This window comes from Faunimonas sp. B44 (assembly GCF_052655945.1).
In genome coordinates, this window is the sequence record NZ_JBQYEX010000005.1 from 148,692 (window position 1) to 175,438 (window position 26,747).

Annotated in this window: 24 protein-coding genes; 20 read left to right on the forward strand and 4 right to left on the reverse strand. The window is 68.5% G+C overall.

Annotated features, from left to right (window positions below; genetic code table 11):
- Positions 1-53: 53 nt before the first annotated feature.
- The 4 genes from ACUN0C_RS12320 (at position 54) to ACUN0C_RS12335 (ending at position 5,163) form a co-directional block, all read left to right on the forward strand.
- Positions 54-467, forward strand: coding sequence for a hypothetical protein (locus ACUN0C_RS12320; RefSeq protein ID WP_445466669.1), 414 nt, complete (start codon positions 54-56; stop codon positions 465-467).
- Positions 468-666: 199 nt separating this feature from the next.
- Positions 667-2,451, forward strand: coding sequence for a type I secretion system permease/ATPase (locus ACUN0C_RS12325; RefSeq protein WP_445466670.1), 1,785 nt, complete (start codon positions 667-669; stop codon positions 2,449-2,451).
- Positions 2,452-2,473: 22 nt separating this feature from the next.
- On the forward strand, positions 2,474-3,799 hold the full coding sequence (locus ACUN0C_RS12330; RefSeq protein ID WP_445466671.1) for an HlyD family type I secretion periplasmic adaptor subunit: 1,326 nt from the start codon (positions 2,474-2,476) through the stop codon (positions 3,797-3,799).
- A 293-nt stretch (positions 3,800-4,092) separates the two neighbouring features.
- A complete protein-coding gene (locus tag ACUN0C_RS12335; RefSeq protein ID WP_445466672.1) occupies positions 4,093-5,163 on the forward strand; it encodes a DUF808 domain-containing protein in 1,071 nt (356 codons plus the stop codon).
- A gap of 90 nt (positions 5,164-5,253) precedes the next feature.
- Here ACUN0C_RS12335 and ACUN0C_RS12340 read toward each other — a convergent pair whose 3' ends face one another.
- Both ACUN0C_RS12340 and ACUN0C_RS12345 read right to left on the reverse strand, forming a co-directional pair.
- On the reverse strand, positions 5,254-5,649 hold the full coding sequence (locus tag ACUN0C_RS12340) for a rhodanese-like domain-containing protein (RefSeq protein ID WP_445466673.1): 396 nt from the start codon (positions 5,647-5,649) through the stop codon (positions 5,254-5,256).
- A gap of 109 nt (positions 5,650-5,758) precedes the next feature.
- Positions 5,759-6,418, reverse strand: coding sequence for a GntR family transcriptional regulator (locus tag ACUN0C_RS12345; RefSeq protein WP_445466674.1), 660 nt, complete (start codon positions 6,416-6,418; stop codon positions 5,759-5,761).
- Positions 6,419-6,507: 89 nt separating this feature from the next.
- Between ACUN0C_RS12345 and ACUN0C_RS12350 the strand changes: the two genes are divergently transcribed.
- From ACUN0C_RS12350 to ACUN0C_RS12405, 12 genes are all read left to right on the forward strand, one after another.
- A complete protein-coding gene (locus ACUN0C_RS12350; RefSeq protein WP_445466675.1) occupies positions 6,508-6,909 on the forward strand; it encodes a VOC family protein in 402 nt (133 codons plus the stop codon).
- 31 nt (positions 6,910-6,940) lie between these two features.
- Complete coding sequence (locus tag ACUN0C_RS12355; RefSeq protein ID WP_445466676.1) at positions 6,941-7,924, forward strand: ABC transporter ATP-binding protein; 984 nt, start codon at positions 6,941-6,943, stop codon at positions 7,922-7,924.
- Complete coding sequence (locus ACUN0C_RS12360; protein ID WP_445466677.1) at positions 7,917-8,987, forward strand: ABC transporter ATP-binding protein; 1,071 nt, start codon at positions 7,917-7,919, stop codon at positions 8,985-8,987. Before ACUN0C_RS12355 ends, ACUN0C_RS12360 begins: the two co-directional genes overlap by 8 nt.
- Positions 8,984-10,606, forward strand: a complete 1,623-nt coding sequence (locus ACUN0C_RS12365; RefSeq protein WP_445466678.1) for an ABC transporter substrate-binding protein — start codon at positions 8,984-8,986, stop codon at positions 10,604-10,606. The genes ACUN0C_RS12360 and ACUN0C_RS12365 overlap by 4 nt, the downstream gene beginning before the upstream one ends.
- Positions 10,607-10,665: 59 nt before the next feature.
- Positions 10,666-11,637, forward strand: a complete 972-nt coding sequence (locus ACUN0C_RS12370) for an ABC transporter permease (protein ID WP_445466679.1) — start codon at positions 10,666-10,668, stop codon at positions 11,635-11,637.
- Positions 11,603-12,508, forward strand: a complete 906-nt coding sequence (locus tag ACUN0C_RS12375) for an ABC transporter permease (protein WP_445466680.1) — start codon at positions 11,603-11,605, stop codon at positions 12,506-12,508. Before ACUN0C_RS12370 ends, ACUN0C_RS12375 begins: the two co-directional genes overlap by 35 nt.
- Before the next feature lie 89 nt (positions 12,509-12,597).
- Complete coding sequence (locus ACUN0C_RS12380) at positions 12,598-13,497, forward strand: ABC transporter permease (RefSeq protein WP_445466681.1); 900 nt, start codon at positions 12,598-12,600, stop codon at positions 13,495-13,497.
- An 8-nt stretch (positions 13,498-13,505) separates the two neighbouring features.
- Positions 13,506-14,303, forward strand: coding sequence for an ABC transporter ATP-binding protein (locus tag ACUN0C_RS12385; protein WP_445466682.1), 798 nt, complete (start codon positions 13,506-13,508; stop codon positions 14,301-14,303).
- Between the two features lie 43 nt (positions 14,304-14,346).
- The gene (locus tag ACUN0C_RS12390; protein ID WP_445466683.1) at positions 14,347-15,369 is read left to right on the forward strand and encodes an ABC transporter substrate-binding protein; all 1,023 of its coding nucleotides are present in this window, start codon (positions 14,347-14,349) and stop codon (positions 15,367-15,369) included.
- Between the two features lie 26 nt (positions 15,370-15,395).
- A complete protein-coding gene (locus ACUN0C_RS12395; RefSeq protein ID WP_445466684.1) occupies positions 15,396-16,712 on the forward strand; it encodes a UbiD family decarboxylase in 1,317 nt (438 codons plus the stop codon).
- A gap of 242 nt (positions 16,713-16,954) precedes the next feature.
- Complete coding sequence (locus tag ACUN0C_RS12400; protein ID WP_445466685.1) at positions 16,955-17,179, forward strand: hypothetical protein; 225 nt, start codon at positions 16,955-16,957, stop codon at positions 17,177-17,179.
- A gap of 36 nt (positions 17,180-17,215) precedes the next feature.
- Entirely contained in the window at positions 17,216-18,712 is a 1,497-nt protein-coding gene (locus tag ACUN0C_RS12405) for a pyridoxal-phosphate dependent enzyme (RefSeq protein WP_445466686.1), read from the forward strand.
- Here the strand turns inward: ACUN0C_RS12405 and ACUN0C_RS12410 are convergent.
- Complete coding sequence (locus ACUN0C_RS12410) at positions 18,694-18,855, reverse strand: hypothetical protein (RefSeq protein ID WP_445466687.1); 162 nt, start codon at positions 18,853-18,855, stop codon at positions 18,694-18,696. The two genes, ACUN0C_RS12405 and ACUN0C_RS12410, sit on opposite strands and share 19 nt — an antisense overlap.
- Before the next feature lie 19 nt (positions 18,856-18,874).
- Here ACUN0C_RS12410 and ACUN0C_RS12415 point away from each other — a divergent pair, with 19 nt between their 5' ends.
- The 4 genes from ACUN0C_RS12415 (at position 18,875) to ACUN0C_RS12430 (ending at position 21,892) form a co-directional block, all read left to right on the forward strand.
- Positions 18,875-20,131, forward strand: a complete 1,257-nt coding sequence (locus ACUN0C_RS12415) for an MFS transporter (RefSeq protein WP_445466688.1) — start codon at positions 18,875-18,877, stop codon at positions 20,129-20,131.
- A gap of 221 nt (positions 20,132-20,352) precedes the next feature.
- A complete protein-coding gene (locus ACUN0C_RS12420; protein ID WP_445466689.1) occupies positions 20,353-20,604 on the forward strand; it encodes a DUF1127 domain-containing protein in 252 nt (83 codons plus the stop codon).
- 4 nt (positions 20,605-20,608) lie between these two features.
- On the forward strand, positions 20,609-21,430 hold the full coding sequence (locus ACUN0C_RS12425) for an alpha/beta fold hydrolase (protein WP_445466690.1): 822 nt from the start codon (positions 20,609-20,611) through the stop codon (positions 21,428-21,430).
- 93 nt (positions 21,431-21,523) lie between these two features.
- Positions 21,524-21,892, forward strand: a complete 369-nt coding sequence (locus tag ACUN0C_RS12430) for a group I truncated hemoglobin (RefSeq protein WP_445466691.1) — start codon at positions 21,524-21,526, stop codon at positions 21,890-21,892.
- A 2-nt stretch (positions 21,893-21,894) separates the two neighbouring features.
- Here ACUN0C_RS12430 and ACUN0C_RS12435 read toward each other — a convergent pair whose 3' ends face one another.
- A complete protein-coding gene (locus ACUN0C_RS12435) occupies positions 21,895-26,547 on the reverse strand; it encodes an alpha/beta fold hydrolase (RefSeq protein WP_445466692.1) in 4,653 nt (1,550 codons plus the stop codon).
- Positions 26,548-26,747: the final 200 nt, after the last annotated feature.

Consider the following 26,747-nt stretch of genomic DNA (forward strand, 5'->3'; position numbering starts at 1 on the left):
GGGCGTCGAACAACCTTGCGGCGCTCGGGGCGGCCGTGAATCTCCTGATGGGAATGCCGGCCTTCAGCGGGCGCCGGTTCGGCGAATGGTCGCGGATCCTCGTCGGCCAGATCAACAGGGGCCATTATCGCTTCGTCGTCGATTCCGACCGAAGGATCGTCGGCTTCGTCGGCTGGGCGGAAACCTCGGAAGACGTGGCCGAGCGGTGGCTTCGCGCAACGGGCCGCTTGCCGGACATCGAGGCGGCGGAGGGCGACTGCATGGTGCTGAACGCGTGGGCGTCCAGGTCTCCGGAAGCCACGCGCTTCCTGTTCCGGGCGCTCCGCCGGATCGGGTCCGGGAAGAAGGCGGTCTTCTTCAAGCGATTCTACGGCGACGGCCGCGTCAGGCCGTTCCGGATGGAAGCCAATCGGGGGACCCGCCAGGAGAATGGAGAACGGAGGACCGACGATCTTCCGCCGGTGTGAAGCCGCGTTCCGCAATCCACTTGCATGGGGTGTTTGAGCGGGCCGGCCGGCCCGTCCAAGACTTCACGGCTAGTGTTCCCGTGCGTGCCACAACTGCACGTCAATGGTAATGACGCATACACCGCCAAGATAAATTGCTTCCGATAAGCCATCCCAGGCGATATGGTTGTTCTCCGCTCTTGCGGCGTGAGGGCATGAAATGTTTCAGAAGGTGCGGCTGGGCTTCCTGCGAAGGGGGTTCATCGAGATCGGCATATTCTCCTGTCTCGTGAATGTTCTCCTCCTCGTCGTGCCGCTTTACCTGCTGCAGGTGTATGATCGTATCTTGCCGTCTTCGAGCCTGGAGACCCTGGCGTACCTTTCGATCGCCGCGCTGGGATCGCTGATCGTCCTCGGCATCCTCGAGATGGTGCGCGGCCAGTACGCGAACCGTCTGGCCGCCCGGGTCGACCTGGAACTGGGGTCGACCGCCCTGATCTCGTCGCTGCGGGGGTCGCGCGCCGCCTATGGCGACGTCCAGCCCTTGCGTGACCTCGCCACGGTGCGGAGCTTCTCGAGCTCTCGCGTCCTGTTCTTCCTGTTCGACGTCCCCTTCACGCCGCTGTTCCTCGCGGTGCTCTATCTGGTCCACCCGCTGCTGTTCGAGATCACCGCCGCGGGGGCCGTTCTGCTCCTCCTCGTGGCGGTGGTGAACCAGCTGGCCACGGCGCGCGCGGGTGCGGCCGCCGCCGAGACGCTGGCGCGGTCCATGAACACCGCCCAGGCGTTCGCGCGGAACTACGAGACGCTGAAGGCACTGGGCATGCTCCGGAACGTGACGGACTTCTGGGGAAGGCGATTCGCCGACGCGCTCTCCGCAACCGACAGGCTCACGCGCGTGAATGCCGCCTATAGCGGCGTGTCGCGCATGCTCCGGATGATCCTGCAGATCGTGATCCTCGGCTTCGGAGCCTATCTCGTCCTCGGCGGAGAGATGACTGGCGGCATGATCTTCGCCGCCACCATCCTATCGACCCGCGCCTTGCAGCCGCTCGACCAGATCATCGGCGCATGGCGGCAGATCATCGACACGAGAGCGGCGTGGCGGCGGCTGCGGGACGCCGTCCGCGCGGCGGAAGCCGCAGAGGGCGACAGCACCGACCTGCCGGCGCCGGCCGGCGCCTTGGCCGTCGAGGACCTCATCTACTTCCTGCCGGATTCCGATGCCGGCGCGCCCCCCCTCATCAAGCGCGTGAGCTTCACCGTGGAGCCGCGCGGCTCGCTGGCGATCGTCGGGCCGTCCCGCGCCGGCAAGTCGACGCTCGCGCGGCTCATCGTCGGCGCCCTGGAGCCGAGATCGGGCACCGTCAGGCTCGACGGCGCCAGCATCCGCAACTGGGAGTCCGATGCGCTCGGGCAGTATTTCGGTTATCTGGCGCAGGACGTGGAACTGCTGCCGGGGACGATCGCGGAGAACATCTCGCGGTTCGATCCGGACGCCTCCGGCGAGGCGGTGATTGAGGCGGCGCGGCGCGCGCACTGCCACGAGCTCATCCTCGCCCACAAGGACGGCTACGCCACCCAGATCGGGCCGGGCGGCGTCCGCCTGTCGGGCGGCGAGCGCCAGCGGATCGGGCTGGCGCGCGCGCTGTTCGGGGATCCCCGCCTACTCGTGCTCGACGAGCCGAACGCGAATCTCGACGGCGAGGGGGAAGCGGCGCTGGAATCCGCAATCAAGGAGGCTTGCGATCGCAACGTCACCGTCCTGTTGATCACGCACAAGGTGAGCCTCGCCGCGCGATGCGAGAGGATCCTGTACCTCCGCGACGGGCGGGTCGAGATCGTCGGACCGGCGAGCGAAGTGATCCAGAAGATCTCGCGTGCCGGCCTGAAGCCCTATGCCGTGCGGCCGGAGGACGGCCAGGCGAGAGGGCCGGCCGGCGCCGATGCCGAACACGGTGCGCAGGCACCGTCGGTCGCGGCGCTCCGCGCCTCCGCCGGCTGAAGACGCAAGGGGGGAATATCCGATGAAGCGTCCCGCTCGCCAGACCTGGCAGAGTTCCGTGAACACCCGGACACGCGGCTATGCCATGATCGGCTACCTGACGATCGCGGTCTTCCTGGTGAGCTTCGGATATTGGGCGGCGTTCGCTCCGATCTCGGGTGCGGCGGTGGCATCCGGGATCGTGGCCGCGGCCGGCCAGAACGTCCTCGTCCAGCATCTGGAGGGTGGCATCATCGAGTCGATCGGGGTCCACGAGGGCGACGCGGTTTCGGCCGGGGATCCCCTCATCATCCTCGACAAGACGTTTGCGCTGGCGCAGCTCAACCGCATCTACAAGCAGCTCGTCGCGCTGAGGGCAAAGCAGGCCAGGCTGGAGGCGGAGCGGGACGGTGCTGACGAGCTGGCGATTCCGGCCTTGGCGCAAGCGCCGTTCGGAGTCGAACTCGATCTTTCGGACATTCTCCTGGAGCAGGAGAAGGAGTTCCGTACGAAGCTTGCCCGCTATCGCACGGAACGCGCGATCCTCGGCCAGCGCGTCGCCGCCCTCAACGAAGCGGTGGAGGGCCTGACGGCCCAGAAGAGAGCGAGCGAGCAGCAGCTTTCGGTGGTCGAGACGGAAATCGAGCGCAAGAAGGACCTGCTCGACAAGGGGCTGACGAACCGGTCCGACTACACCGTCCTGCTGCGCAGCCAGGCCGAGCTCATCGGCCAGATCGGGGTCTCGCAGTCCCAAATCGCGAGCACGTCCATTCAGACCGTGGAGGCGCGCGAGCAGATCGAGCGGTTGACGACCAGCCGGGTCGAGACGGCGGTGAGCGAGCTCAACAGCGTCCGGGCGACCATCGCCGATCTCGAGGAGCAGATCCTCTCGGCCAAGGCGGTGCTGGAGCGCACGGTGGTTCGCGCGCCGGTCAACGCTGTCGTCGTGCGAACGGTGCCGAACGCGACGGGAAGCGTCATCCGCCCCGGCGAGGCGATCGTGGAACTGCTGCCAACCACCGCCGACCTCATCGTCGAGGCGCGCCTGCGCCCCGGCGACATCGACGTCGTCTATCCGGGGCAGGCTGCGCGCATGCGGTTCAGCGCCTTGAACCTGCGCACGACGCCGGAGGTCCCGGGGGTCGTCACCTACGTGTCGGCCGACCGACGGATAGATCCGGAGGAGCGCCAGCCGTACTACATCGTCCGGCTGAGGGTGGACGAGCATCTGCCTGTCGAGCTCATGAACCAGAAGCTGTTTCCCGGCATGCCGGTGGAAGCCTTCATCTCGACGGAGCACCGGACGTTCCTGCAATACCTCGTCAAGCCGCTGAGCGACTCGTTCCACCGCGCCTTCCTCGAGGAGTGACTGCGGACGAACCGGAGCGGGCTCATCCCGCGACGGCGCAACGCTCCTCCCCGGGGCCTCGCCATCCGGCTCCGGTCGAGCGACCCGTCGGCAGCCGGATCACGGCCGATGCGCGCCTGGGGGCCGGACGCAGCGGGACACGACCGCGGCGGCCGCGTGGAGCGGCGCGTGGCCCTGCCAAGTTGCTGCTCCTGCTCGAACCGATCAGGGCGGCTTGCGTTGGTACCCGGCAGAAGCTGATGCTTCCCGACGTGAGCGCGCTGAAAGCCGCCTGAGGGCGAACAGGAGGTCCCGTGGCCACAGGCTTGATTGCCCTGCTCGACGATGTTGCCGGCATCGCGAAGGTGGCGGCCGCATCGATCGACGACGTGACGGCGCAGGCGACGAGGGCCGGCGTCAAGGCCGCGGGCGTCGTGATTGATGACGCTGCGGTGACGCCCCGCTACGTGGTCGGCTTCGCCGCCGAGCGCGAGCTGCCGATCGTGGGCAGGATCGCGCTGGGTTCGCTCAAGAACAAGATCCTCTTCCTGCTTCCTGCCGCGCTCCTTCTGAGCCTGGTGGCGCCGTGGGCGATCACGCCGCTTCTTATGCTCGGCGGCGCCTACCTCGCCTATGAGGGTGCCGAAAAGGTCTACGAAGCGATTTCGCCGCACGCGGCGCATCACCATGAGGAGGCGGTCGGGGCGACGGCGGACGATCCCAAGGCGGCCGAGGACAAGAAGGTCAGCGGCGCGATCAAGACGGATTTCATCCTGTCGGCCGAGATCATGGCGATCACGCTCGCCACCGTGCCCGACGGGTCGCTGCTGGTTCAGGCGGCGATCCTGGCGGCGGTCGGGATCGGGATCACGGGGCTCGTCTATGGCGGCGTGGCCCTCATCGTGAAGGCGGATGATGCCGGCGTTGCGCTTGCCCGCAGCGACCGGCCGGTTTCCCGTCTGCTTTCGCTCGCGCGGCTCGGGCGGAGCGAAGGCGAGGCATCCCGGGCCGACCGCATGTTCCGCCCGGTGACCCAGGCGCTCGGTCGCGGCCTCGTCGTGGGCATGCCGGTCTTCCTGCGTGTCCTCGCCGCGATCGGCACTGCGGCCATGATCTGGGTCGGCGGCGGGATCATCATCCACGGGCTGGAGCAGTACGGCCTCGCTTCCATCGCACACGGCATCCATGCTGTGGCGGCGACCGCGGGCCACGCCCTCCCTGCGATCGCAGGCGCCGTGGAATGGATCGTCGCCGCGGCCGCGTCCGGACTGTTCGGATTGCTGGTCGGAGCGGTGCTCATTCCGCTCGTCCAGTTCGTGCTGGTCCCGCTCTTCAAGGACAGGTCCCGCGAAGCGGTGCCCCATAACGCCCCGCGGCCGGAATAGAAGCCGACCGCGGTCCTGGAGCGGACGGGCGCCCGGACGCAGCGAATACGATCACGGGTTGCCCATGCACGCTGCCGACGCGCCGCTGCGCTACATGCCGGTGTCGATTGGCCGTTCGACCTCGCCGCCGCTTTCCGCCCAATCCTTGAAGGCGCCGAGATTGTAGACCTTGTCGTATCCGAGATCCTTCAGCGCCTTCCCGCTCAGGGCCGAGCGGCCGCCGGAGGCGCAATAGACGATGATCGCCTTCTGCTTGTCGAACGCCTTGTCGTGGTACGGCGTCTCCGGATCGGCCCTGAACTCGAGCATGCCGCGCGACACGTGAACCGCACCGGCGACCTTGCCGGTCTTCTCGACCTCCGGCGCATCGCGAACGTCCACGACCAGCGCGTCGCCCCGAGCGATCATGGCCCTGGCTTCGGCGGGCGTGATCCGGGGCACCGCCGCATTCGCGGCCTCGATCATCTCTTTCACGCTTGCGGGCATGTGCGCCTCCTCCGTCGAACGAGAGAGTCGATCAGGCATTCGGCCGCGGTGTCAATCGGCACCCGGCAGCGACGGCTGCCCGAAGCCGATGCAAACGCTACCCCCGGCGCTAATCGTCCTCGATCCCGCAATCCATCAGCCGCTTGTTTGCGGCTCGAAGGTGTGCCTCGACAGTGGCGACGAGCGCGTCCGCATCGCCGGCTTCGAGTGCGGCGACGATGGCCCGGTGCGCCGACACGGAATCGTCGAGGCCCGGCGCGCCCTGGAAGGCGCGCCAGCGGAAGAGGTTCAGCTCCTTGTTGATGCCGGTGTAGATCTCGGCGAGCCGCCGGTTGCCGGCGGCCTCGATGATGGCCATGTGGAAATCGTGGTTGAGGCGGTAGAAGGCGGCAAGGTCGCCGTCGCGCGCCGCCGTTTCGATGGCCTGCATCGTGCGCTTGAGCTCGGCCACGCGCGGCTTCGTGAAGGCCGCCGCCGCGAGCCGACCGGCATGGATCGCGAGCACCACCCGGATCTCGCAAAGCTCTTCGGCCGTCCGGCGCGAGATCGTCCTTACGTAGGCGCCGCGGTTGACGATGATCTCGACAAGCCCCGCCTGCTCGAGCCGGCGGCAGGCCTCCCGGATCGGCGCGCGGCTGAGGCCGTTGCTGTCGCTGAGCGCCTTCTCGTTGATCGGCTGGCCGGGCTTCAGCACGCCCGAAAGGATCATGTGTTCCAGCCGCTCGCAGATGACGTCGGCGAGCGACTGCCGCTCGGGTAGCTCCAGCATCGTCAAAATCCGATTCCCCCGGCGTTGACAGGGCTTCTATTTATGCCGATTGTCGACACGCGACAATAATCTTCGGGCGGAGAGCCAGCATGATCGTAGGCATCGACCACATCGAGTTGATCGTTCGCGACGTGGACGAGTTCGTGGAATTCTACAAGAAGCTCGGATTCAAGCTCCTCAGCCGGACCGAGCATCACGGCGGTTCTGCCGAGATGCAGCTGCCCGGGGAGAACCAGCCGATCTTCGAGATCCACACGGTGATCGGGGAAGAGAACCCGGGCATCAACCACATCTCGTTCAAGGTCATCGACATCGACAAGACCTACGAGGATCTGGTCGCCAAGGGCATCACCACCTTCTACAAGCCGCCCCATCCCTCGCCGTCGACGGGCCGGCGCAACGTGCTGCTGCGCGATCCCGACGGGTGGCGGGTCCAGCTGAGCGACTCCACGCGGGTCGAATACAAGAAGACCGAAGTCGGCGAGGACTGAGGGGCGAGGCAGCGGACAGGTGGCGGCGCCCATGCCCTCCGCAGGAACCCCGGTCCTCGAGATCGCCGGCCTCCACACCTATTTCGATACGAGCGAAGGGGTGGTCAAGTCGGTGCGCGGGATCGACCTCGCGATCGGGCGAGCCGAGACGCTCGCCGTGGTCGGCGAATCCGGCAGCGGGAAAAGCGTCACCGCACTGTCCATCCTCCGCCTCGTGCCGGGCCCCAGCGGTCGCATTGCCGCGGGCAGCATCTTCTTCGAGGGGCGCGACCTCGCGCGCCTTCCCGAGGAGGAGATGCGGAAGATCCGCGGCAACGGCATCGCCATGATCTTCCAGGAGCCGATGACGGCCCTCAATCCCGTCATCAGGATCGGGGACCAGATCGCCGAGGTGATCCGGCTCCATCGCGGCCTTTCGTCGAAGGAGGCGCTCGCCGAGGTGGAGTCGCTCCTGCGCAAGGTCGGGATCTCGGACCCCCGGCGCCGTCTCTCGCAGTACCCGCACGAGCTCTCCGGCGGCATGCGCCAGCGCGTCATGATCGCGATGGCGCTCTCCTGCGGCCCGAAGCTGGTGGTGGCGGACGAGCCGACCACGGCCCTCGACGTCACCATCCAGGCGCAGATCCTCGAGCTCATGCAGAGCCTGAAGGAGGATTTCGGCGCCGCCATCCTGCTCATCACGCACGATCTCGGCGTGGTGGCGGAGACGGCCGAGCGGGTCGCCGTCATGTATGCCGGCCAGATCGTCGAGCATGCCGACGTGGGGACCCTCTTCGACGATCCGCTCCATCCGTACACGATCGGTCTGATGGCGACGATCCCGGACCTCGACCGCGACGTCGAGGACCGGATGCTCCCGGCCATTCCCGGCACGGTACCGAGCCTCGCGCATCTGCCGGCGGGCTGCGCCTTTCAGGAGCGCTGCCCGCGGGCGCACGAGCGCTGCCGGGCCGAGGAACCGCCGCTGGTCGCGATGGGCGGCGGTCACGAGGTGAGGTGCTGGCTGCATGTCTGACGGGCCGCTCCTCCGCGTCGAAGGGCTGAAGAAGCACTTTCCCGTATCCGGCGGCCCGTTCGGCCGCAATGCCGGAACCGTGAAGGCGGTCGACGGCGTGGACCTCGCGGTGGGGAAGGGCGAGACGGTCGGCCTCGTCGGAGAGTCCGGCTGTGGCAAGACCACCCTCGGCCGCTGCATCCTGCGGCTCCAGGAGCCGAGCGCAGGCTGTGTCCTGTTCGAGGGCGAGGACGTGCTGAAGGCCGACGGCGGCGCCCTGCGGCGCCTGCGCCGCAAGATGCAGATCGTATTCCAGGACCCCTATTCCTCACTGAACCCGCGCAAGCGTGTTGGCTCCATCATCGCCGAAGGCTACCGGGTGCACGGCCTTTACGGCCAGGCGGAGCGCGAGGAGCGCGTGCGCGCCCTCATCGACGTGGTGGGGCTTCGGCCCGAGCACGCCGACCGCTATCCGCATGAATTCAGCGGCGGCCAGCGCCAGCGCATCTCGCTCGCCCGCGCCCTCGCCCTCGAACCGCAGCTGATCGTCGCCGACGAGCCCGTGTCCGCGCTCGACGTCTCGATCCAGGCGCAGATCCTCAACCTTCTCGTCTCGCTGCAGCGCCGCTTTGGCCTCACCTACCTCTTCATCTCCCACGATCTCGGCGTCGTCCGCCACATCAGCGACCGGGTCGGCGTCATGTATCTCGGGCGGATCGTGGAGCTTGCGCCCGCCGCCGAGCTCTACGCGCGGCCGCGCCATCCCTATACCGAGGCCCTGCTCTCGGCGGTGCCGCGGCCGCGCCCGGGCGCGAAGGCGCAGCGGATCGTGCTGCCGGGCGACGTGCCGTCGTCGAGCAACCCGCCATCCGGCTGCACCTTCCATCCCAGGTGCCCGCGGCGCCAGGAGCTGTGCACGCGGGTCGCGCCGCCGCTCGCCGCCGTCGCGGGCATCGCGCACCAGGCCGCCTGCCATTTCCCGATCGAGGCCGTTCCCCCGGCAAGGGGCACGGCGCCGCCAGCGGCTGCCCGGCACATGCCGGCACCGGCCGCCTTGTCCACCAAGGAGGGAGTGTGGGAATGAAGCCAGAAACTCACGGGCATCACCGAGCCTTCGCGCGGGCGCTTCGCCGCTCGCTCGGGGTCGCGGCCGTCGCGCTCGCCGTCGGGACGACGCCGTCCTTCGCGCAGGCGCCGAAGATCAAGGAGGGCGGCACGATGGTCGTCGCCCTGCCGGGCGACCCGGACTCGCTCAATGCCGGCATCGTCACCGACATTTCGACCAGCAACCTCTCCGGCCAGTTCTACAGCACGATCGTGCGCCAGGACACCGAGGGACAGGTGCAGCCCTATCTGGCCGAATCTTGGGACATTTCGGAGGACGGCAAGACCTACACGTTCCACCTGTTCAAGGACATCAAGTGGCACGACGGCACGCCGTTCACGGCCGAGGACATCGCCTGGAGCCTGTGGAACATCAACAAGGAGTATAACGGACCGGCCTCGGGCCTGCTCGAGGCGGTGGAGCGGATCGAGGCGGTCGACGACCACACCGTCGTGTTCCACCTGAAATACGCCTATCCGCCGCTGCTCCGCGGCCTGACCTACTTCAACAGCTCCACGATCCTGCCCAAGCACATCTTCGAGGGCGGCGACCCGCGGCAGAACCCGGCGAGCTTCAATCCGGTCGGCACCGGCCCGTTCGTCTTCAAGGAGTACGTGCGCGGCAGCCACATCGTGCTCGAGAAGTACGCCGACTTCCACCTGAAGGGTCAGCCCCATCTCGACCGGCTCGTGTTCCAGATCATCCCCAACGAGGCGGCGCGCGCGCTGGCGCTCGAGAAGGGCGAGATCGACTACATGCCCTATTACGCGATCTCGCTGTCCGACGTGGAGCGGCTCAAGGACGTCGCGTCGGTGAAGATCACCATCGCGCCGCGCCAGATCGCCGGCGAGTACATGGGATTCATCAACAACCGCAAAGAGCCGCTCAGCAAGAAGGAAGTGCGGCAGGCGCTCTATTACGCGATCAACCGCGAGGAGATCCTGGAGAAGGCGGGCTTCGGGTTCGGCCGCGTCTCCACCGGCCCGATCTCGTCCGAGCAGACGATCTTCTATACGGGCGACGTGCGGCAGTACCCCTATGACCCGGCGAAGGCGGAGGAGATGCTCGACGCCGCCGGCTATCCGAAGGGCGCGGACGGCAAGCGCTTCGGGATCCGGGTCAGCTACGACGTCAAGGAAGGGCCGATGGACGATACGGCCAAGCTGATGCGGCTCCACCTCGCCAGGATCGGCATCGACCTGAAGATCGAGCCGCTCGATTCCAACGCCTGGCGCGAAAAGTCCTTCAAGCAATGGGACTTCGACATCACGATGGGCAGCTTCTCGACTGGTCCGGACCCCGCGATCGGCACCGAGCGGCTCTATGTCTGCCGCAACATCGAGCCGCTCTTCGCCCGCAACGCATCGGGCTACTGCAACCCGAAGCTCGACGAGATCTTCGCCGAAGCGGCCAAGGAGAGCGACGAGCCGAAGCGCGTCGCCCTCTATCACGAGGCGCAGAAGATCCTCGCCGAGGACGTCCCGCACCTCTGGATCTGGGACCGGCTCTACCCGATCGCCTTCAACGCCAAGCTGACCGGCCTGCCGGCCGAACCGACGCAGTACGGCCCGTACGACCTCGTCGGCTGGACCGAGTGAGAAGCCCGAGGGGCGGCGGCGCCGCCCCTCATCGCCGCTGAAATCCGAACGGAGCCGGGATGTCGCTCGGAGCCTATCTCATCAAGCGCGTGATCTACTCGATACCGCTGATGCTCGGCGCGATCACCATTATCTTCGCGCTGATCCATGCCGCCCCCGGCGAGCCGACCGACTACATCATCGGCGATGCCAGCGTGAGCCAGGAGTTCATCGACCGGCTCCGCCGGGAGATGGGGCTCGACCAGCCGCTCTACATCCAGCTCGGCAAGTACATCCTGGAGGTGATGACCGGGAACTTCGGCTTCTCCTACATCCGCAACACCCCCGTCCTCGCGCTGATCCTCGACCGGCTGCCGGCGACGCTGCTGCTCATGGGAACGCAATACGTCGTCGCGATCGCGGTCGGCATCTATCTCGGCGTCATCTCGGCGCGGCGGCCGAACTCGCTGCTCGACCGCGGCATCACGATCTTCTCGCTCGCCGCCTTCGCCATCCCGCTGTTCTGGCTCGGCCAGATGCTGATCCTCACCGTCGCCTATCGGCTCGACTGGTTCCCGATCCAGGGGATGATCAGTATCCGGCACGGCTATACCGGCTTCGCCCACGTGCTCGACGTCGCGCACCATCTCGTCCTGCCGGCGCTGACGCTCGCGCTGCCGAACATCGCGCTCATCCTGCGGCTGACCCGGAGCAGCATGATCGAGGTGATCGGGCAGGAATACATCAAGGTCGCGCGGGCGAAGGGGCTCTCCGAGCGCAGCGTGCTCTTCAAGCACGCGCTGAGGAACGCCCTCATTCCGGTCGTGACGGTGGTGAGCCTCCATCTTCCCACGCTGATCGCCGGCGCCGTGCTGACCGAGACGGTGTTCGCGTGGCCGGGGCTCGGCCGCCTCACCTTCGACGCCATCCACGCCCGCGACTATCCGCTGCTGATGGGCATGTTCATCTTCATCAGCGTGGTGGTGATCGTCGGCAACCTCATCGCGGACCTGCTCTATGCTCTCCTCGACCCCCGCATCCGCTATCAGTAGCCTGCCCGCGGCGCCGGGGCCCGCCGCGCCGGCGCGGCGGCGGCCGGGGCTCGGCCTGTGGCGGCGCTTCCGGCGCAACCGCGCCGCGCTGTTCGGGCTCGCGGTGACGACGGTCTTCGTCTTCGTCGGCATCTTCGCGCCGCTGCTCGCGCCCTACGGCCATCTCGACATGGGTGCCTCGTTCCAGCCGCCCGGCGGCGACCATCTCTTCGGCACCGACAGCCTCGGCACGGACGTCTTCAGCAACGTCATCTACGGGACGCGCGTGTCGCTCCTCGTCGGGTTCTTCTCGGTGCTCACCTCGACGTCGATCGGCATCCTGATCGGCGCGACCGCCGGCTTCTTCAGCGGCCGGGTCGACACGCTCCTGATGCGGCTCACCGAGATGTTCCAGGTGCTGCCCCAGTTCTTCCTGGCGATCGTCATCATCGCGCTGTTCGGCGCGAGCGTCTGGAGCATCATCTTCATCATCGGCGTGCTCAACTGGCCGGCGACGGCGCGGCTGCTGCGCGCCGAGTTCCTGGCGTTGCGCGAACGCGAATTCGTTGAGGCCGCGCGCGCCCTCGGCATGTCGAACTTCGACCTGATCGTGCGCGAGATCCTGCCGAACGCGCTGCCGCCGATTGTCGTCAACGCCACGCTGCAGATCTCCGGGGCGATCCTGCTCGAGGCGAGCCTGAGCTTCCTCGGCCTGGGCGACCCGAACGCGATGAGTTGGGGGATCATGCTCCACAACGCGCAGGACTTCTTCAACCGCGCCTGGTGGATGGCTGCGTTCCCGGGCTTCGCGCTCTTCCTCACCACGCTCGGCGTCAACTTGATGGGCGACGGCCTCAACGATGCGCTGAACCCGCGCTCGGCGAGCCGCTGAGCCGGCGTGCCGGACGAACCCCGCCGGCTTGACCGGCCCCGTCGCGCTCACTAGCGTCCGCCGCCGGGCTGAGCAGGGAATCGATCGTCTTGGCTGCACAATTGCAGGCGCTCGGCCTCAACATGCTGGAGCAGGGCTTCCTTTTCGGGTTCCTCGGCCTCGGCGTCCTCATCACCTTCCGCTTCTTCCGCTTCCCGGACCTCACGGCTGAAGGCAGCTACCCGCTCGGCGGTGCCGTAGCTGCCTCGCTGCTCGTCGCCGGCTTCCATCCGGCGAACGCCACGCTTGCGGCCGCGCTCGCCGGGGCGGTCGCCGGTGTCGTGACGGCGCTCATCCACACCAAGCTCAGGATCAACAACATCATCGCCGGCATCGTGGTGATGACCGCGCTCTACTCGATCAATCTCAGGATCATGGGACGGGCCAACATCCCGCTCCTGCGCGAGCCGACGGTTTTCGGCGAAGCCGTCGACTGGCTCAATCAATTCGGCCTCGGCTGGCGCGAGAACGTCTACACCACCATCCTCGTCGCCTTCATCCTGCTCGTGGCCGCCGGTGCGCTCCTCGTCTGGTTCTTCTCCACCGATCTCGGGCTGGCAGTGCGCGCTACGGGACAGAACGAGCCGATGATCCTGTCGCTCGGCGTCGACACCGACCGCACCAAGATGGTCGGCCTCGCGCTCTCCAACGCGTTTATCGCCGTGTCCGGCGCGCTCGTCGCCCAGAATCACGGCTTCGCCGACATCGGCATGGGCATCGGCATCCTGGTGACGGGGGCCGCCGCGGTGCTGATCGGGGAGGCGATCTTCGGCGACCGCGGGATCCTGACCTGGGTCCTGGCGGCGATCGTCGGCGTCGTGATCTACCGCCTCCTGGTCGCCCTCGCGCTGCGGGTCGGGCTGGAGCCGGTCGACCTCAGGCTCGTCACCGCTGCGCTGCTGCTGATGGCGCTTGCCATCCCGCGCTTCCGTCCCCGGTTCCTGCGGTGAGGGCCGCCATGCTGACGCTTGAGCGGGTGTCGAAGTTCTATATGCGCGGCACGCCGAACGAGGTGCGCGCGCTCCGCGGCCTCGACCTCGCGATCGCACCCCGCGACTTCGTCACCGTGATCGGGTCGAACGGGGCCGGCAAGTCGACCATGATCAAGGCGATCGCCGGCTTCGTCATCCCGGACGAGGGGCGGATCCTCCTGGAGGGGAGCGAGATCACCCGCCGTTCGCCTTGGCGGCGCGCGGCGACGATCGGCCGGATCGCCCAGGATCCGAACGAGAGCACCTGCGCCGGCATGACCATCGAGGAGAACCTCGCGATGGCCGAGCGCCGGGGCCGGCGGCGCGGGCTGCGCCTCGCGCTCGGCGCCGATGCCCGCCGGCGCTTCCGCGACGCGCTCGCGCCGATCGGGCTCGGGCTGGAGGATCGGCTGGCGTCCCGCGTCGGGCTCCTGTCGGGCGGGCAGCGGCAGGCCCTCGCGCTCCTGATGGCGACCCTTTCGGGCTCCCGGCTCCTGCTCCTCGACGAGCATCTCGCCGCCCTCGACCCGAAGACGGCGGCGGCGGTAATGAATCTCACCGACCGGCTGGTCACGGAGAGGCAGCTCACCACGCTCATGATCACCCATAACATGCAGGACGCGATAAGGTGGGGGAACCGCCTGCTGATGATGCATGGCGGCCGCATCGTGCTGGACGTCGGTGGGGCGGAGAAGGCCGCGCTCACGGTCAAGATGCTGGTCGACAGGTTCCACGAGGTGAGCCATGCCGACCTCGTCGAGGACCGCGTGCTGCTGACGGCATGACACGGCAATGACAGCTTCTTCAAAGGAGGGGAAAATGCGCGCAATGAGACGGATGCCTTTTGCTGCCGGCCGCACGGCCGTGGCGGTCGTGCTGGCGGTGGCGGGTTTTTCGGCATGGGCGCCGCCTGCCGCGGCGCAGGGCACCCCGGAGCCGGGCCGCACCTACACGATCGGCTTCTCGCAGATCGTCGACCATCCGGCGCTCAACGCGACGCGGCAGGGATTCCTCGACGGCCTCAAGGAGGCGGGTTTCGAGGAAGGCAAGAACCTCGTCCTGGAATACCAGAACGCCCAGGGCGACGTCGGCACCGCCCGCAGCATCGCCGAGCGCTTCATCGCCGGAAAGGTGGATCTGCTCGCCCCGTGCACCACCCCGGTGGTGCTCGCCACGATTCGCGCCGCACGTGATTCCGGCATTCCGGTGGTGTTCGGCTGCGTGACCAATCCCGTCCAGGCCGGCGTCGTGGAAACCGCCGACCAGCCGACGGGCAGCAACGTGACGGGCTTCTACACGGTGCCGCCCGTGGGACGGAACTTCGACATCTTCACGGCCATCGCGCCGGGCATGAAGAGGGTCGGCACCCTCTACAATTCCGGCGAGTCGAACTCGGAAGCGCTCAACAAGCTCGCCAGGGAGGAGGCCGAGAAGCGGGGCATGGTCTGGGTCGAGGCGCCCGTGACGTCGAGCGCCGAGGTCCTCACCGCGGTCCAGTCGCTCGTCGGCAAGGTCGATGCGCTGGTGACGCTGCAGGACAACACCGTCGCGTCAGCCTACGAGGCGATCGTCAAGACGGCCGAGGAGGCCGGGCTGCCCTGGTTCTCCTTCGACGTGCAGGCGGTCGAGCGCGGCGCGATCGCGGCGCTGGCGCAGGATCAGTACCAGAACGGCGTCGACTGGGCGAAGAAGGCGGCCGTGCCCGTGCTCCTCGGCGCCGATGCGGGCGCCATCGTGCCGGTCGAGGCGGAGATCTTCGAGATCCAGCTCAACGCCGATGCCGCGAAGGCCGCCGGCCTGGCCATCCCCGAGGCGATCAGGGCCAAGGCCAGCCGGGTGCACGGCGGCTGAGGCACGATCGCGGGGAGGCGTCCGGCATGCGGTCCACCGTCGAGCGCCTGCTTCGCGAGGAGGAGGTTCGCGTCGTCGAGCGCGAAGTCTCCGGCCGCTTCGAGCTCGCCGCCGTGACGGCGGCTTCGCAGAAGGAGAGCGACGCCCCGCTCCTCTTCCGCAAGGTCGCCGGGTCGCGCTTCCCCGTCGTCACCAATCTCTTCGGCAGCCGCGCGCGGCTGATGGCGATGATCGGGGCGGAGGAGTCCTTCTGCCGGCGCTGGGCGGAGCTGATGCGCACGGCCGGAGCGCCCCCGCGCCTCGTCGAGGAGCCGGCCGGGCTGGAGGAGATCCGGCTCTCGGACCTGCCCGCGATCACCTATTCGGAGCGCGACGGGGGGCCCTACATCACCGCGGGCATCTTCCTGGCGAAGGAGCCCGGGACGGGCGTCGCGAACCTCTCCTTCCACCGCTGCCAGGTCATCGGCGACGACGAATTGCGTATCCGGCTCGGCAGCTCGCACCATCTGACGCAGTACCAGGCGAAGGCGGAGGCAAAGGGGGAGGCGCTCGAGGCCGCCATCCTGATCGGCGCGCCGCCGCCGCTCGTCCTCGCCGCCGCCGCCCCGCTCGCCCATGACGAGGACGAGATGGAAGCCGCGGCAAGGATCGCCGGCAGCCCGCTGCCGCTCCGCCGCTGCCGCACCGTAGCGCTGGACGTGCCTGCCGAGACCGAGATCGTCATCGAGGGCCGCATCCTGCCCGGCGTGCGCCGCCCGGAGGGGCCCTTCGGCGAGTTCATGGGCTACTACGTCGAGATCGGCGACAACCACGTCTTCGAGGTCACGGCCGTCGTGGCGCGGCCCGGCGCGCTCTGTCACGCCATCCTGTGCGGCTCGCCCGAGGACCTGCGCCTCCTCGAGCTCGCCGTCGCCACCCGCACCTACCAGGCGCTCATCGGCGCCAACCTCCGCGGCATCATCGACGTCGCCTGCACGCCCTTCACGATGAGCACGGTCGTGAAGATGGAGCCCGCCTACGAAGGCCACGCCCGTCAGGTGCTGATGACCGCGATCGGGGCCAACCACGACTGGAACAAGACCGTCTTCGCCGTCGACGAGGACATCGACATCGGCGATTTCGACGATGTCTGGTGGGCATATCTCACGCGCGGCCGCGCCGACGGGCGCGCCTTCGTCCTGCCCGACGTGCCGGGCTTCTATCGCGATCCGATGAAGGACCATTGGGGACGCCTCGCGATCGACGCCACGGCGCCCTTCGGGCGCAGGGCGGAATTCGCCCGAAAGCGCGTGCCCGGGGCCGAGTCGGTCCGCCTCGGCGATTATCTGGCGAAATCGTCATGAGGTGAAGGCGCCGCCATCCGGCGGCGCCTTCGCCGCCGCGGCGCGCGCGGCCGGCCGCCCGCCCGCCCCCGATTCGGTGCGCGGCGAGAGGCAGGAATCCGGAAGCTCGGCCCCGGAGCACCGGAAATAAAACGGTGCGGGATGGCTTAAACACGGCTCCTCAAACGCTCGCGCCAACCGCCGGGGAGGACTGCATGGCCTCGGGCGGCCGGATCGGCTGCCATGCGAGAGGAGACCAGACCATGCATGCCTCATTCGGAATCGAGACGGCGAGCGGATCGACGCGCTGGGCGGACGTGCTCCGCGGGCCATCGAGGGCAGAGGTGCTCGCCCATGTCAGGAAGCTCGCCAACTACCCCGCGCTGATGGCGGGCGTCGCGCCGTCGGCGGAGATCGTCGCCTTCAGGCGGAACGAGGGGGTGCGCGGCCCGCTGCCGGCGCCGGTCGCCGGCCGCAAGGTGGCGTGACGCGGCGCAATGCCGGGCAAGGAGGGGAGCCGAACAATGGCTGGACTTCACGCAAACATCCTGGAGACGGTCGGCGCGACGCCGGTCGTCCGGATCAATCGCCTGGCGCCGTCGGGCACCCGGCTCTTCGCCAAGATCGAATCCTTCAACCCGATGGGTTCGGTGAAGGATCGGCTGGCCCTCGGCATCATCGAGGACGCCGAGCGCAGCGGCCGCCTCAAGGCGGGCCAGACGGTCATCGAGGCGACGAGCGGAAACACCGGGATCGGCCTGGCAATGGTCTGCGCCCAGAAGGGCTATCCGCTCGTCGTCGTGATGGCTGAAAGCTTCAGCGTCGAGCGCCGCCGGCTCATGCGGTTCCTGGGCGCGAAGGTGGTGCTGACGCCGGCTTCCGAGAAGGGGACGGGCATGCTCGCCAAGGCGGTGGAACTCGCCGAGAAGCACGGTTGGTTCCTCTGCCGTCAGTTCGAGAACGAGGCGAATGCGGCCGTGCATGCCCGCACGACCGCACAGGAGATCCTGGCCGACTTCCGGGGCGAGCGGCTCGACTATTTCGTAACCGGCGCCGGCACGGGCGGGACCCTGAAGGGGGTGGCCGGCGTCCTGAGGCGGGAAAGGCCGGAGACGAAGATCATCGTCTGCGAGCCGGACAATTCCAGGGTACTTGCGAGCGGAATCGCGCAGCCGGAATCCCCCGAAGGCGGCCCGCCCGTGAGCCATCCGAACTTCCGGCCTCATCCCATGCAGGGCTGGAGCCCGGACTTCGTGCCGAAGCTCGTTGAGGATGCCGTTGACGCAGGGCTGATCGACGGGATCGTCCCGGTCAACGGCGCCGATGCGATTCGCCTGTCCCGTGACCTCGCCCGCAAGGAAGGCATCTTCGTCGGAATCTCAGCCGGCGCGACGCTCGCCGGCGCGCTCGAGGTCCTCGCTTCCTCGCCGGCCGGGAGCACCGCGCTCTGCATGCTGCCCGACACGGGAGAGCGCTATCTCAGCACGCCGCTCTTCGACGGCATACCGCTCGACATGGACGAGGACGAACTCGCCATCTCGCGCTCCACGCCGCGGTTCCGGTTCGATCCGGCCGTGCCGGCGGCGGCCCGGCAGCCCGAGCGACAGATCGCGGACGCGAGCCCGGCCGCCGTCGCCCTTGTCGACGCAGCCCTGACGGATCGCGCCCAGCCCGTCGTCATCTTCGCGCTCGAATGGTGCGACTTCTGCTGGTCGCTGCGGAAGATGTTCGCGGCGGCGGGGATCGCGTACCGATCCGTCGACCTCGATTCCGTGGCGTTTCAGGCGGACGACCTCGGCGGCGAGATCCGGAAGGTGCTGCGGGCCAGAACCGGCTCGCCGACCATCCCGCAGGTCTTCGTCGGCGGGCGCCATGTCGGCGGCTGCACGGAAACCATGGATGCCTACCGCGATGGCCGTTTGCTGGCGTTTCTCCAGGAGGCCGGCGTTGCATTCGACCCGCGGCAGCGGATCGATCCGCATTCCTACCTGCCGAAATGGATTCAGCCGCGCGCGGCGTGATCGGGCCTGACGAAGGGCGGCTCCTCGGGGCCGCCCTTTTCGGGTCGTGGTCTGCAGCAGTTCGAGAATACCACGCTCCCCCACGAAAACAGCCGCGCGATCCAATGCTCGCGCTCATGGCCGTCGGTGAACGTGCGCTTCATCGCAAGGGAGTGCCCAATCATGAATTCGAACGTTCCAGCAACCGATCCGAGCCCGGCCGAGCCCGGCGCGCGCGACGCGCGGGCTTGGTGGATCCTCGCCGCGGCCACGCTCGGCCTAGGCCTCGGCTTCGGCGTGGTCTCGAGCTTCGCCGTCTTCATGGCGCCGCTCGAGGCGGAGTTCGGATGGTCGCGGGCCGACGTATCGCTGGCTTACACGCTGATGACCGTTGGAATGGCGGCCGGAGGGCTGCTCTGGGGCGGGCTGGCGGACACGCGCCACCTGCGCACGGTCCTCGTGGCCGGCGCGGTCGTGCTCGGGCTCGGGCTCTTTGCGGCGGGACGGATGGAAACTCTCCTCGAGCTCTACGTGATCGCCCTGCTTCTCGGCCTCGCCGGCTTCGCCTGTCTCTATACGCCGCTCGTGGCAGCCGTCGGCCTGTGGTTCGATCGCCGGCGGGGGCTGGCGATCGGCATCGTGACCGCCGGGGGCGCGCTCGGGCAGGGCGTCGTGCCGCTGCTCGCCGAACCGCTCATCTCGGGCCTCGGCTGGCGCGAGGCCTATGCCGTCCTTGGCGCAGTCTATCTCGCAGCCCTCGTGCCGGCGATGGCGACCGTCCTTCGCCCTCCACAAGGCGGTTCGAGGCCTGCCGCGGGCACTTCCGAAGGGCGTTGGAGGATGTCCGTCCCGGCGAGCACCGCATGGATCTCCGCGGCCGGCTTCTTCTGCTGCTTCTGCATGGCCGTGCCGCTCGTCCATGTCGTGCCGCTCGTTTGCGGCAGCGGTCAGCCGGCGTCGACCGGCGCCGCCCTGCTGTTCGCCATGATGGCGATCGGCGCCGGAGGGCGCATCGCGTTCGGCATGCTGGCCGACCGGACCGGCGCGCTTCCCGCCTACGCCCTTGCGTCGGTGGTGCAGACGGTGAGCGTCTTCTGGTTCGTTCCGAGCAGCGCGATGATCGTTCTCGTGCCGGTTGCCCTTGTCTTCGGGATCGGATTCGCCGGCAACATGACCGGCCTGCTGCTCCTCGTTCGCGAGTCGGTCCCGCCCGCCGTCCTGGGAAGGGTGACGGGAATCGTAGGATTCATGGCCTGGCTGGGCATGGGCGCGGGCGGCTATGCCGGCGGCCTGATGTTCGACTGGACCGGGGACTACGCGCTCGCGTTCGGATCGGCAGTCGCTGCCGGCGCCGCCAATCTGACCGTCCTCGGGCTCTTTGCGCGCGAAAGGCGGGGCGTGTCCGCCCCCGCCTTCGGCACGGCGGGCGCACTCTCCTGATGACGGGCTTTCGAGGGGAGCGCCCGGCGCCACGCCGGGCGCGTGGTCATCGCGCCGGCACCCTCGCCATGCAAGGCGCGCACCGGGTCTGCGGCCCTTCCTCCACCGACGATTCCACGGTCGGCAAGCCGTTCGAACGCTCGCTCCAACGCTGAAACTCATGGCGGCGGTGCATCTCGCCTCCGCACCGGGACGTATCCCGCACAAGAGGAGAAGCCGATATGAACGTCATCGCCAACAGCGCCGCCGGGCGCCTCCCCGCTCTGCCGCGCCTGTTGCCTGCTCTCGCCAGCGTCTTCGGGTTGGTCTCGCGCCTCGTACGCGCCCACCGGGACCGCCGGCTGCTGCAGAGCATGCCGGACCACATGCTGGCCGATATCGGGATCCGCCGGTCGGAGATCGACCACGTGGTGTTCCACGGCCGGTCCGCCGCGGAATCCGTGCGCCGGTCGCCCCACCAGCCGGGGGCATGATCCGATGCCTGCGATCCGCGGCCGGAGGCCGCTCATCGTTGCCTTCCATTGCTCGGGCGGATCCGGCCGCCAATGGCGGCAGCTCGAAGAGGCGGCCGCAGGCGCGTGCGAGATCGTCGCGCCGGACCTCTATGGTGCCTCCGGGAATCGGCACTGGCCAGGCACGCGGCCCTTCTCGCTCGCCGAGGAAGCGGAGCCGGCGCTCGGGCTGATCGACGCATGGCCGGACGAGGTCCACCTCGTCGGCCATTCCTATGGCGGCGGCGTGGCGCTCAAGGTCGCCGCGCTCAGGCCGCATCGGATCGCGAGCCTTTCTCTCTACGAGCCGTCCGCATTCCACCTGCTGGCGCGGCTCGGCCCGGCCGGCGCGGAGGCGGGGCGGGAGATCCGCGCTGTGGCGGCCACCGTCGAGGACGGGCTCCTCACCGGCGCCTATCACTTGGCCGCCCGGCACTTCGTCGACTACTGGAACGGCGCCGGCGCGTGGGACGCGATGAAGCCGGAGCGGCAGCAGGCGCTGGCTGCCTACGTGCCGAAGGCCGCGCTCGACTTTCGGGCGCTCCTCGAGGAGACCACGCCCGAACCCGTCTACCGCCGTTTCGGATTCCCGGCCCTCGTCATGCGCGGGGAACATGCGCCGCTGCCCACCGCGGTCGTTGCGGACGGGCTGGTGCGGCTCCTGCCGCGCGGGCGGCTGGACGTCCTTCGTGGCGCAGGACACATGGGTCCGGTCACGCATGCCGCCGAGGTCGCGGAGCGGATAGTGGCGGCTGTGGCGGGTGCCGAGCTCGGACATCCGGGCGCGCAATCGGCGGAAGCCGCGTGAGGGAAGGCGGCCGTACACGCCTCGAGCGGTTGAAGCCCGCCGGTCCGGCTGGCAAGAAAGGGGCGAACGTGCCCACGGACCGGCCGGCCGCGCATGAAGGACACGATGTTCCAGAGATACGGGGGGCTTCCGCTCGTGACGGAACTCGTCATGGCCTTCTATGACCGCGTCCTCGCTTCTGAACGGCTTGCGCCGTATTTCGCGGCCGTCGACATGCGCCGCCTGGTCGAGCACCAGGCGAAGTTCGTCTCCTCAGTCATGGGAGGGCCGGCGAGCTACTCCAATGCCGAGCTGAGGGACATCCACGCCCATCTCGAGATCGACGGGCGCACCTTCGACGAGATGATCCGGCTCTTCGAGGAATCCCTTGTGGAGCTCCGGTTCGCACCGGAGGACCGCGAAGAGATCCTCGCGGACTTCAGGGCCCGTCGCGCCTACATTGTCACGCAGGTCCCGGCCTGACCTCAGGCGGCAGGCCGGGCACTCGCCTCCGGCTGCCGCTCCGCCGACCGCGGCTCCGGCATCCCCATCTGTCGGAACAGCGACATCGCATCCGCGAGCATCCGCGCGGCGCCATCCTGTCCGGTGCGCGCGAGGGCCGTTGCAAGCTGCCTCTTCGAGCGGGCGAATTCCGGCCGGTGCCCGGCCCGCTCCGTCACCTCGCAGGCCGTCCGCAGCAGCGGGATCGCTTCGCTATCGTCAACCGCCTGCGCGAGCGCGCGAAGCGTCGTGGCCTCGATCCAGACGTCGTTCTGGCCGCGCGCGGCGGCAAGCGCGCGCTTCAGATCCCCGCGACCGGCTTCGCCACCCTGGCCGGCGCGGGCACAGGCGAGGACGGCGCTCGTGTAGATCTCGAATTGCGGCAGGTCGAGACGCGCGCTCTGGGCCAGCGCCTCGCACAGCGTTCGCTCCGCTTCCGGGAACAGGCCGCATTGATACTCCGCGTGGCCGAGCACGGCGAGGAGCCAGGGCCGGAAACTTGCGGCCGCCTCGGTGTGATCGTCGGAGACGAGGTTCCTGAAGCGGAGGAGAAACGCTTCGTCCGGACCGCGCACGACCGCCACGATGGCGGCGGAGTACCTGGCCGCGAGCAGGTCGAAGGGGCGGTTCACTTCGATCGCGACGCGTTCGGCCTCCGACGCGGCGCCGTCCGCTCCAGCGAAATCGCCGAGCAGCGCCTTGGCCTGCGCGACATGGCCGAGGTACCAGACCGACCGCGTCCCGAGCAGCCCGAAGCGGTCGTGCCGCCAGTCGACGGTGAAGTTCGTCCTGTGCGGCTCCAGTCTGGCCAGGGCCTCGCGCGCCTGTGCCCGCATCAGGAAGGCCTGCGCCGCGGCGAGGTCCGCCTCGGCAACATAGCGCGCGACGCCTTCCGCCTGCGCCAGCTCCTTCAGCTCGTCGGCCGTCGCTACAGCCCGCTCGATGCGCCCGTGCGAGCTGTTGATGTAGCTCTGATGGATCAGGATCTCGATCAGCCGCTCGGAATCCTGGAGTTGCGTGGCGATCGCCTGCGCCTCGTCCAGACGAGCGACCGCCTTCGCGAAGGCGCCGGTGGCGTCGTAGACGGGACGCATGCGGGTTCGGACGTCGATGGCCTGTCGCATCCGCTCAGGATCATCCGGCAGCCTGTCCAGTGCGCACGCGGCATTCTCGAGGAAGCTGGCCGCGCTCTGATAGGCCGACCGCTCGATCGCGCGGTCGGCCGCGAGGATCGAGTAATCCGCCGCCTCCCGCCATTCCTCCGCTCGCATCGCATGCTCCGCGAGCGATTCCGTGCCCAGCTTTCCGTGGGGCGGGTTCATCGACTTGATGGCCCGCAACACCTCCCGGTGCAGGCCCCGCCGGGCTTCGGAGGTCATCGACTCGTATGCGGCCCGGTGGGTTAGGGCATGCTTGAAGGTATACTCCACGACCGGGAAGCTCTGGAGCTCGAACAGGAACTCCAAGTGCTTGAGCCGTTCCAGACAGCCCTCGAACACATCCGGCGGCCAGCCCAGCACCGCCTCGAGCAAGACCCTCGGCACGTCCCTACCGACGACCGCAGCAGACTGGATCATCACGAGGTCCTGCCGCTCCAGCCTTGCCATGCGGCTTGCGATCACGGACTGGACCGATGCCGGGATCTGAATGTCGTCGGGTTCCCCAGCCAGACGGAAGCCGTCGGCCGCGCGCACCACCCGCCCGCTGTCGACGAGGCTGCGGACCCACTCTTCCATGAAGAGCGGTACGCCGTCGGCGCGTTCGATGACGAGCTCCTTCACCGCTTCGAGCCCCGCATCGCTCCCGAGCAGCCGGTCGAGGAATGCCTCCGAATCGCGCATCCCGAGCGGCTGGAGCGAAATCTGCTGAACGAAGCGCTTCTGCAGCCATTCGGCGGCGTAGCCCGGCCGGCAGGTCGCCAGGAGCAGGATCCGGCAGGCGCTGTTCGCTTCGGTGAGCCGCGCCACCACGCCCTCGCTCTCGCCGTCGATCCAGTGGAGGTCCTCCAGCAGAACGACCATCGGCCGGCGCAGACTCTCGGCCGCGAGGAATGCGCGGACGGCCTCGCGAATGCGTCGGCGGCGCTCCCCGCCATCCAGCGATGGCCATTCGGCGCAGGCCACCGGGAGGTCAAGCACGGAGGCGAGCGCCGGCTTCAGGCGCGGATCGAGTTCCAGCTGGGCGGTCTTTGCCTCCAGCCTCTCCAGCGCGGCGGCGGCCGAGGCCCTGTCCCCGATGCTGCAGGCGTTGCCGATCAGCTTCTTCACGAAGCCAAAGCTCAGGTTCGCGTCGAGCTCCAGAGCGCCGCTTTCCAGCACGGTGAAATCGGCCACTTCGGGCATGCCGATGAATTCGTGCGTCAGCCGCGACTTGCCGATTCCAGGCTCTCCGATCACCGCGATCGTCTGCCCGCTTCCCTCGCGCACCCGCTGCCAGGCCTGCTTGAGGAGCCGCAGTTCGGTATCGCGCCCGGTCAGGGCCGTCAGACCCTGGTTTGCACGCAGGTGCCACCGGGAGAGCGCGCTGTTCTCGCCGATCAGACGGAACACCCGTGCGCCTGCACTGAACAACTGGTGCTCGGACCGGTCGAGCGCCTCCATCGTGACGTATCCGCCGGCAGCCTCCCGCGCGCGCGCGGTGGCCGCGATGATCCCCCGGCGCAGCGACCGCATCAGCTGCGCGGCGATCCGGGGCGGCGCGCCCGTCAGTTCGCAAGGCTTATCGTCGGCATCGCTCCGTCTGCGCACCAGGACGTCGCCGACATCGATGCCGATGCGCAAGCGGGCGCGGCCCTCCGATCGAGCCGCGACGACGGCCTGGGCGGCGAGGGCCGCCCGGCAGGCGAGATAGGCGTGCGCTTCCGTCGATCCGTATGCCCCGAAGGCTGCCGTGATGCAGCCGTCTCCGCTAGCCAGGATCATCCCCTGGTGCGCCCGGATGGTTTCGACGAGCGCCTCGACGATCGGACCGAGCTCGGAGCCCGCCTCCGGATCGAGAAATTCGAAGGCTTGAAGCGGACTGATCAGCTCGGCCGTTATCACCGTCACCTGCCTCCGCATTTCGTATTGGTCCGCTGAGGGAGACCGATCGGCAGCGGGCCCCTGATCCACTGCCGTGAACGACCTCACCTCCTCGAGAAACCGGGCGAAGGCGGGCTCCTGATCGAGCATGATGTGGTTGCTGCCGTGGAGCTCCACGAAGCGCGCGTCCGGTATGCCCTCCGCGAATGCCTTCCCGGCTGCCAGCGGCGAGACGCAGTCGTCCGCACAGTGCAGGACGAGCGTCGGCACCCCGACCTGGGCAAGCAGCGCGCTCACGTCGATGTCCCCGAAAGCCTCGTGCAGGCGGGCGGCGATCTCCGGCGACACGGAGAGCCGCTGCAGCTCGTTGAACCAGTCCATCTGCTCCTGGCTTGCCCCGGGAACGAACAGCGAGGTGAAGATCTGCCGGAACACGGGGCTCTGCTGGCCCCAGCCCTCCCGGATCAGCGTACCCATGGCCTCCCGGCGGGCAATCTCGTGCGGGTCGCCACGTGCCCGCCAGCCCTTGACGTAGCCGCCATAGAGGATGAGCCCGCACACGCGCTCGGGGTGACGCACCGCGTACGCGACGGAGATGGCACAGCCCTGCGAGATGCCGAGGAGCCAGAAGCGGCGATGGCCGGCCGCATCGACGATGCTCTCGAGGTCCGCGACCATCGCCTCGAAAGACAGGTCCGCGACGTCCCATTGCGACAGGCCGTTGCCGCGGGCGTCGTAGCGGATCAGCTCATTGCATTCGGCGAGGCCCCGGATCCAGTGGCGCCAGACCGGGCTGTCCTGGTCGTACTGGAGATGCGACATCCAGTTCGCCGCCTTGATGATGGGCGGCCCGGCGCCGGTTGCCGCGTAAGCGAGGCGCACGCCGTCGCGGGTCTTGCAGGAGCGGATGGACGATCGGTCGGAACTGTCCGCCGAGATGCCCCGGTCCGGCTCGTCCGTTGCAGCGTGCGCCGCGGCAAGCGGCCGGGCGCCGGAGGTTGCACTTTGGCGGGCCGCGGCGCTCAGTTCCGCCACGCGGCGGGCGATTGCCTCGTCGTCGGGCGCGAGCTGGTGCAGCATGTGCGCATGAGGCAGGACGCGCAGCGGATCGTGCGCGAGCCGCTCCACGAGGGTGCGCAGCAGCCGGAGGCGCGCCAGCTCCATCTCGTCCGAGAGTGCGATGCGCCAGGCCTCGAAGGTATCGCAACGCGTCAGCGCCAGATCCTCGATGAAGCGCCCGCGAAAGAGCGACGCGGCGTGCTCGAGCCGGTCGAGTTCCGTGTGCTCGTATTCGGCTCCGAGCGCCAGGATGGCGCCGTAGTCGAGATCGATCCCGTCAGCCGCGAACGCCACGCTGTTCCGGTCCGCCTGCAGCCTTTCGGCCTGCTCGCCGAGCACCTGGCGGAGCTTGGACAGGCTCCATCTGAGCGCCCCGCGGGGATCGTCGGGGATGTCCCAGAATAGTTCGCAGAGCCGCTCCCGTCGGTGGGGCTTCCCGGTGACCGCGAGATACGCGAGCAGCGCTCGGGTCTTCTTGGATGGCGGCATAGGAACGGGCTCGCCGTCGCGGGTCACGGCGAACTCGCCGAGCACGCGGATTTCGAGCCGGCCTCCCATGCACGAAGACTAGCAGACTTTCCGTTCGATCAGAATGCAGCCATCCGGACCTCACGCGCGCGTGATCCGACGGTCCTGGAAGGGTTCGCGCCGGACTGCGTCCTGTCGGCAAGTCTTCGACGAAGCTCCGAATGCTCGCGATGAGACTTGCACGGCGCGTCAGGAACCTCGGGCGCGCCCGTGGATTGCCGGAACGATCC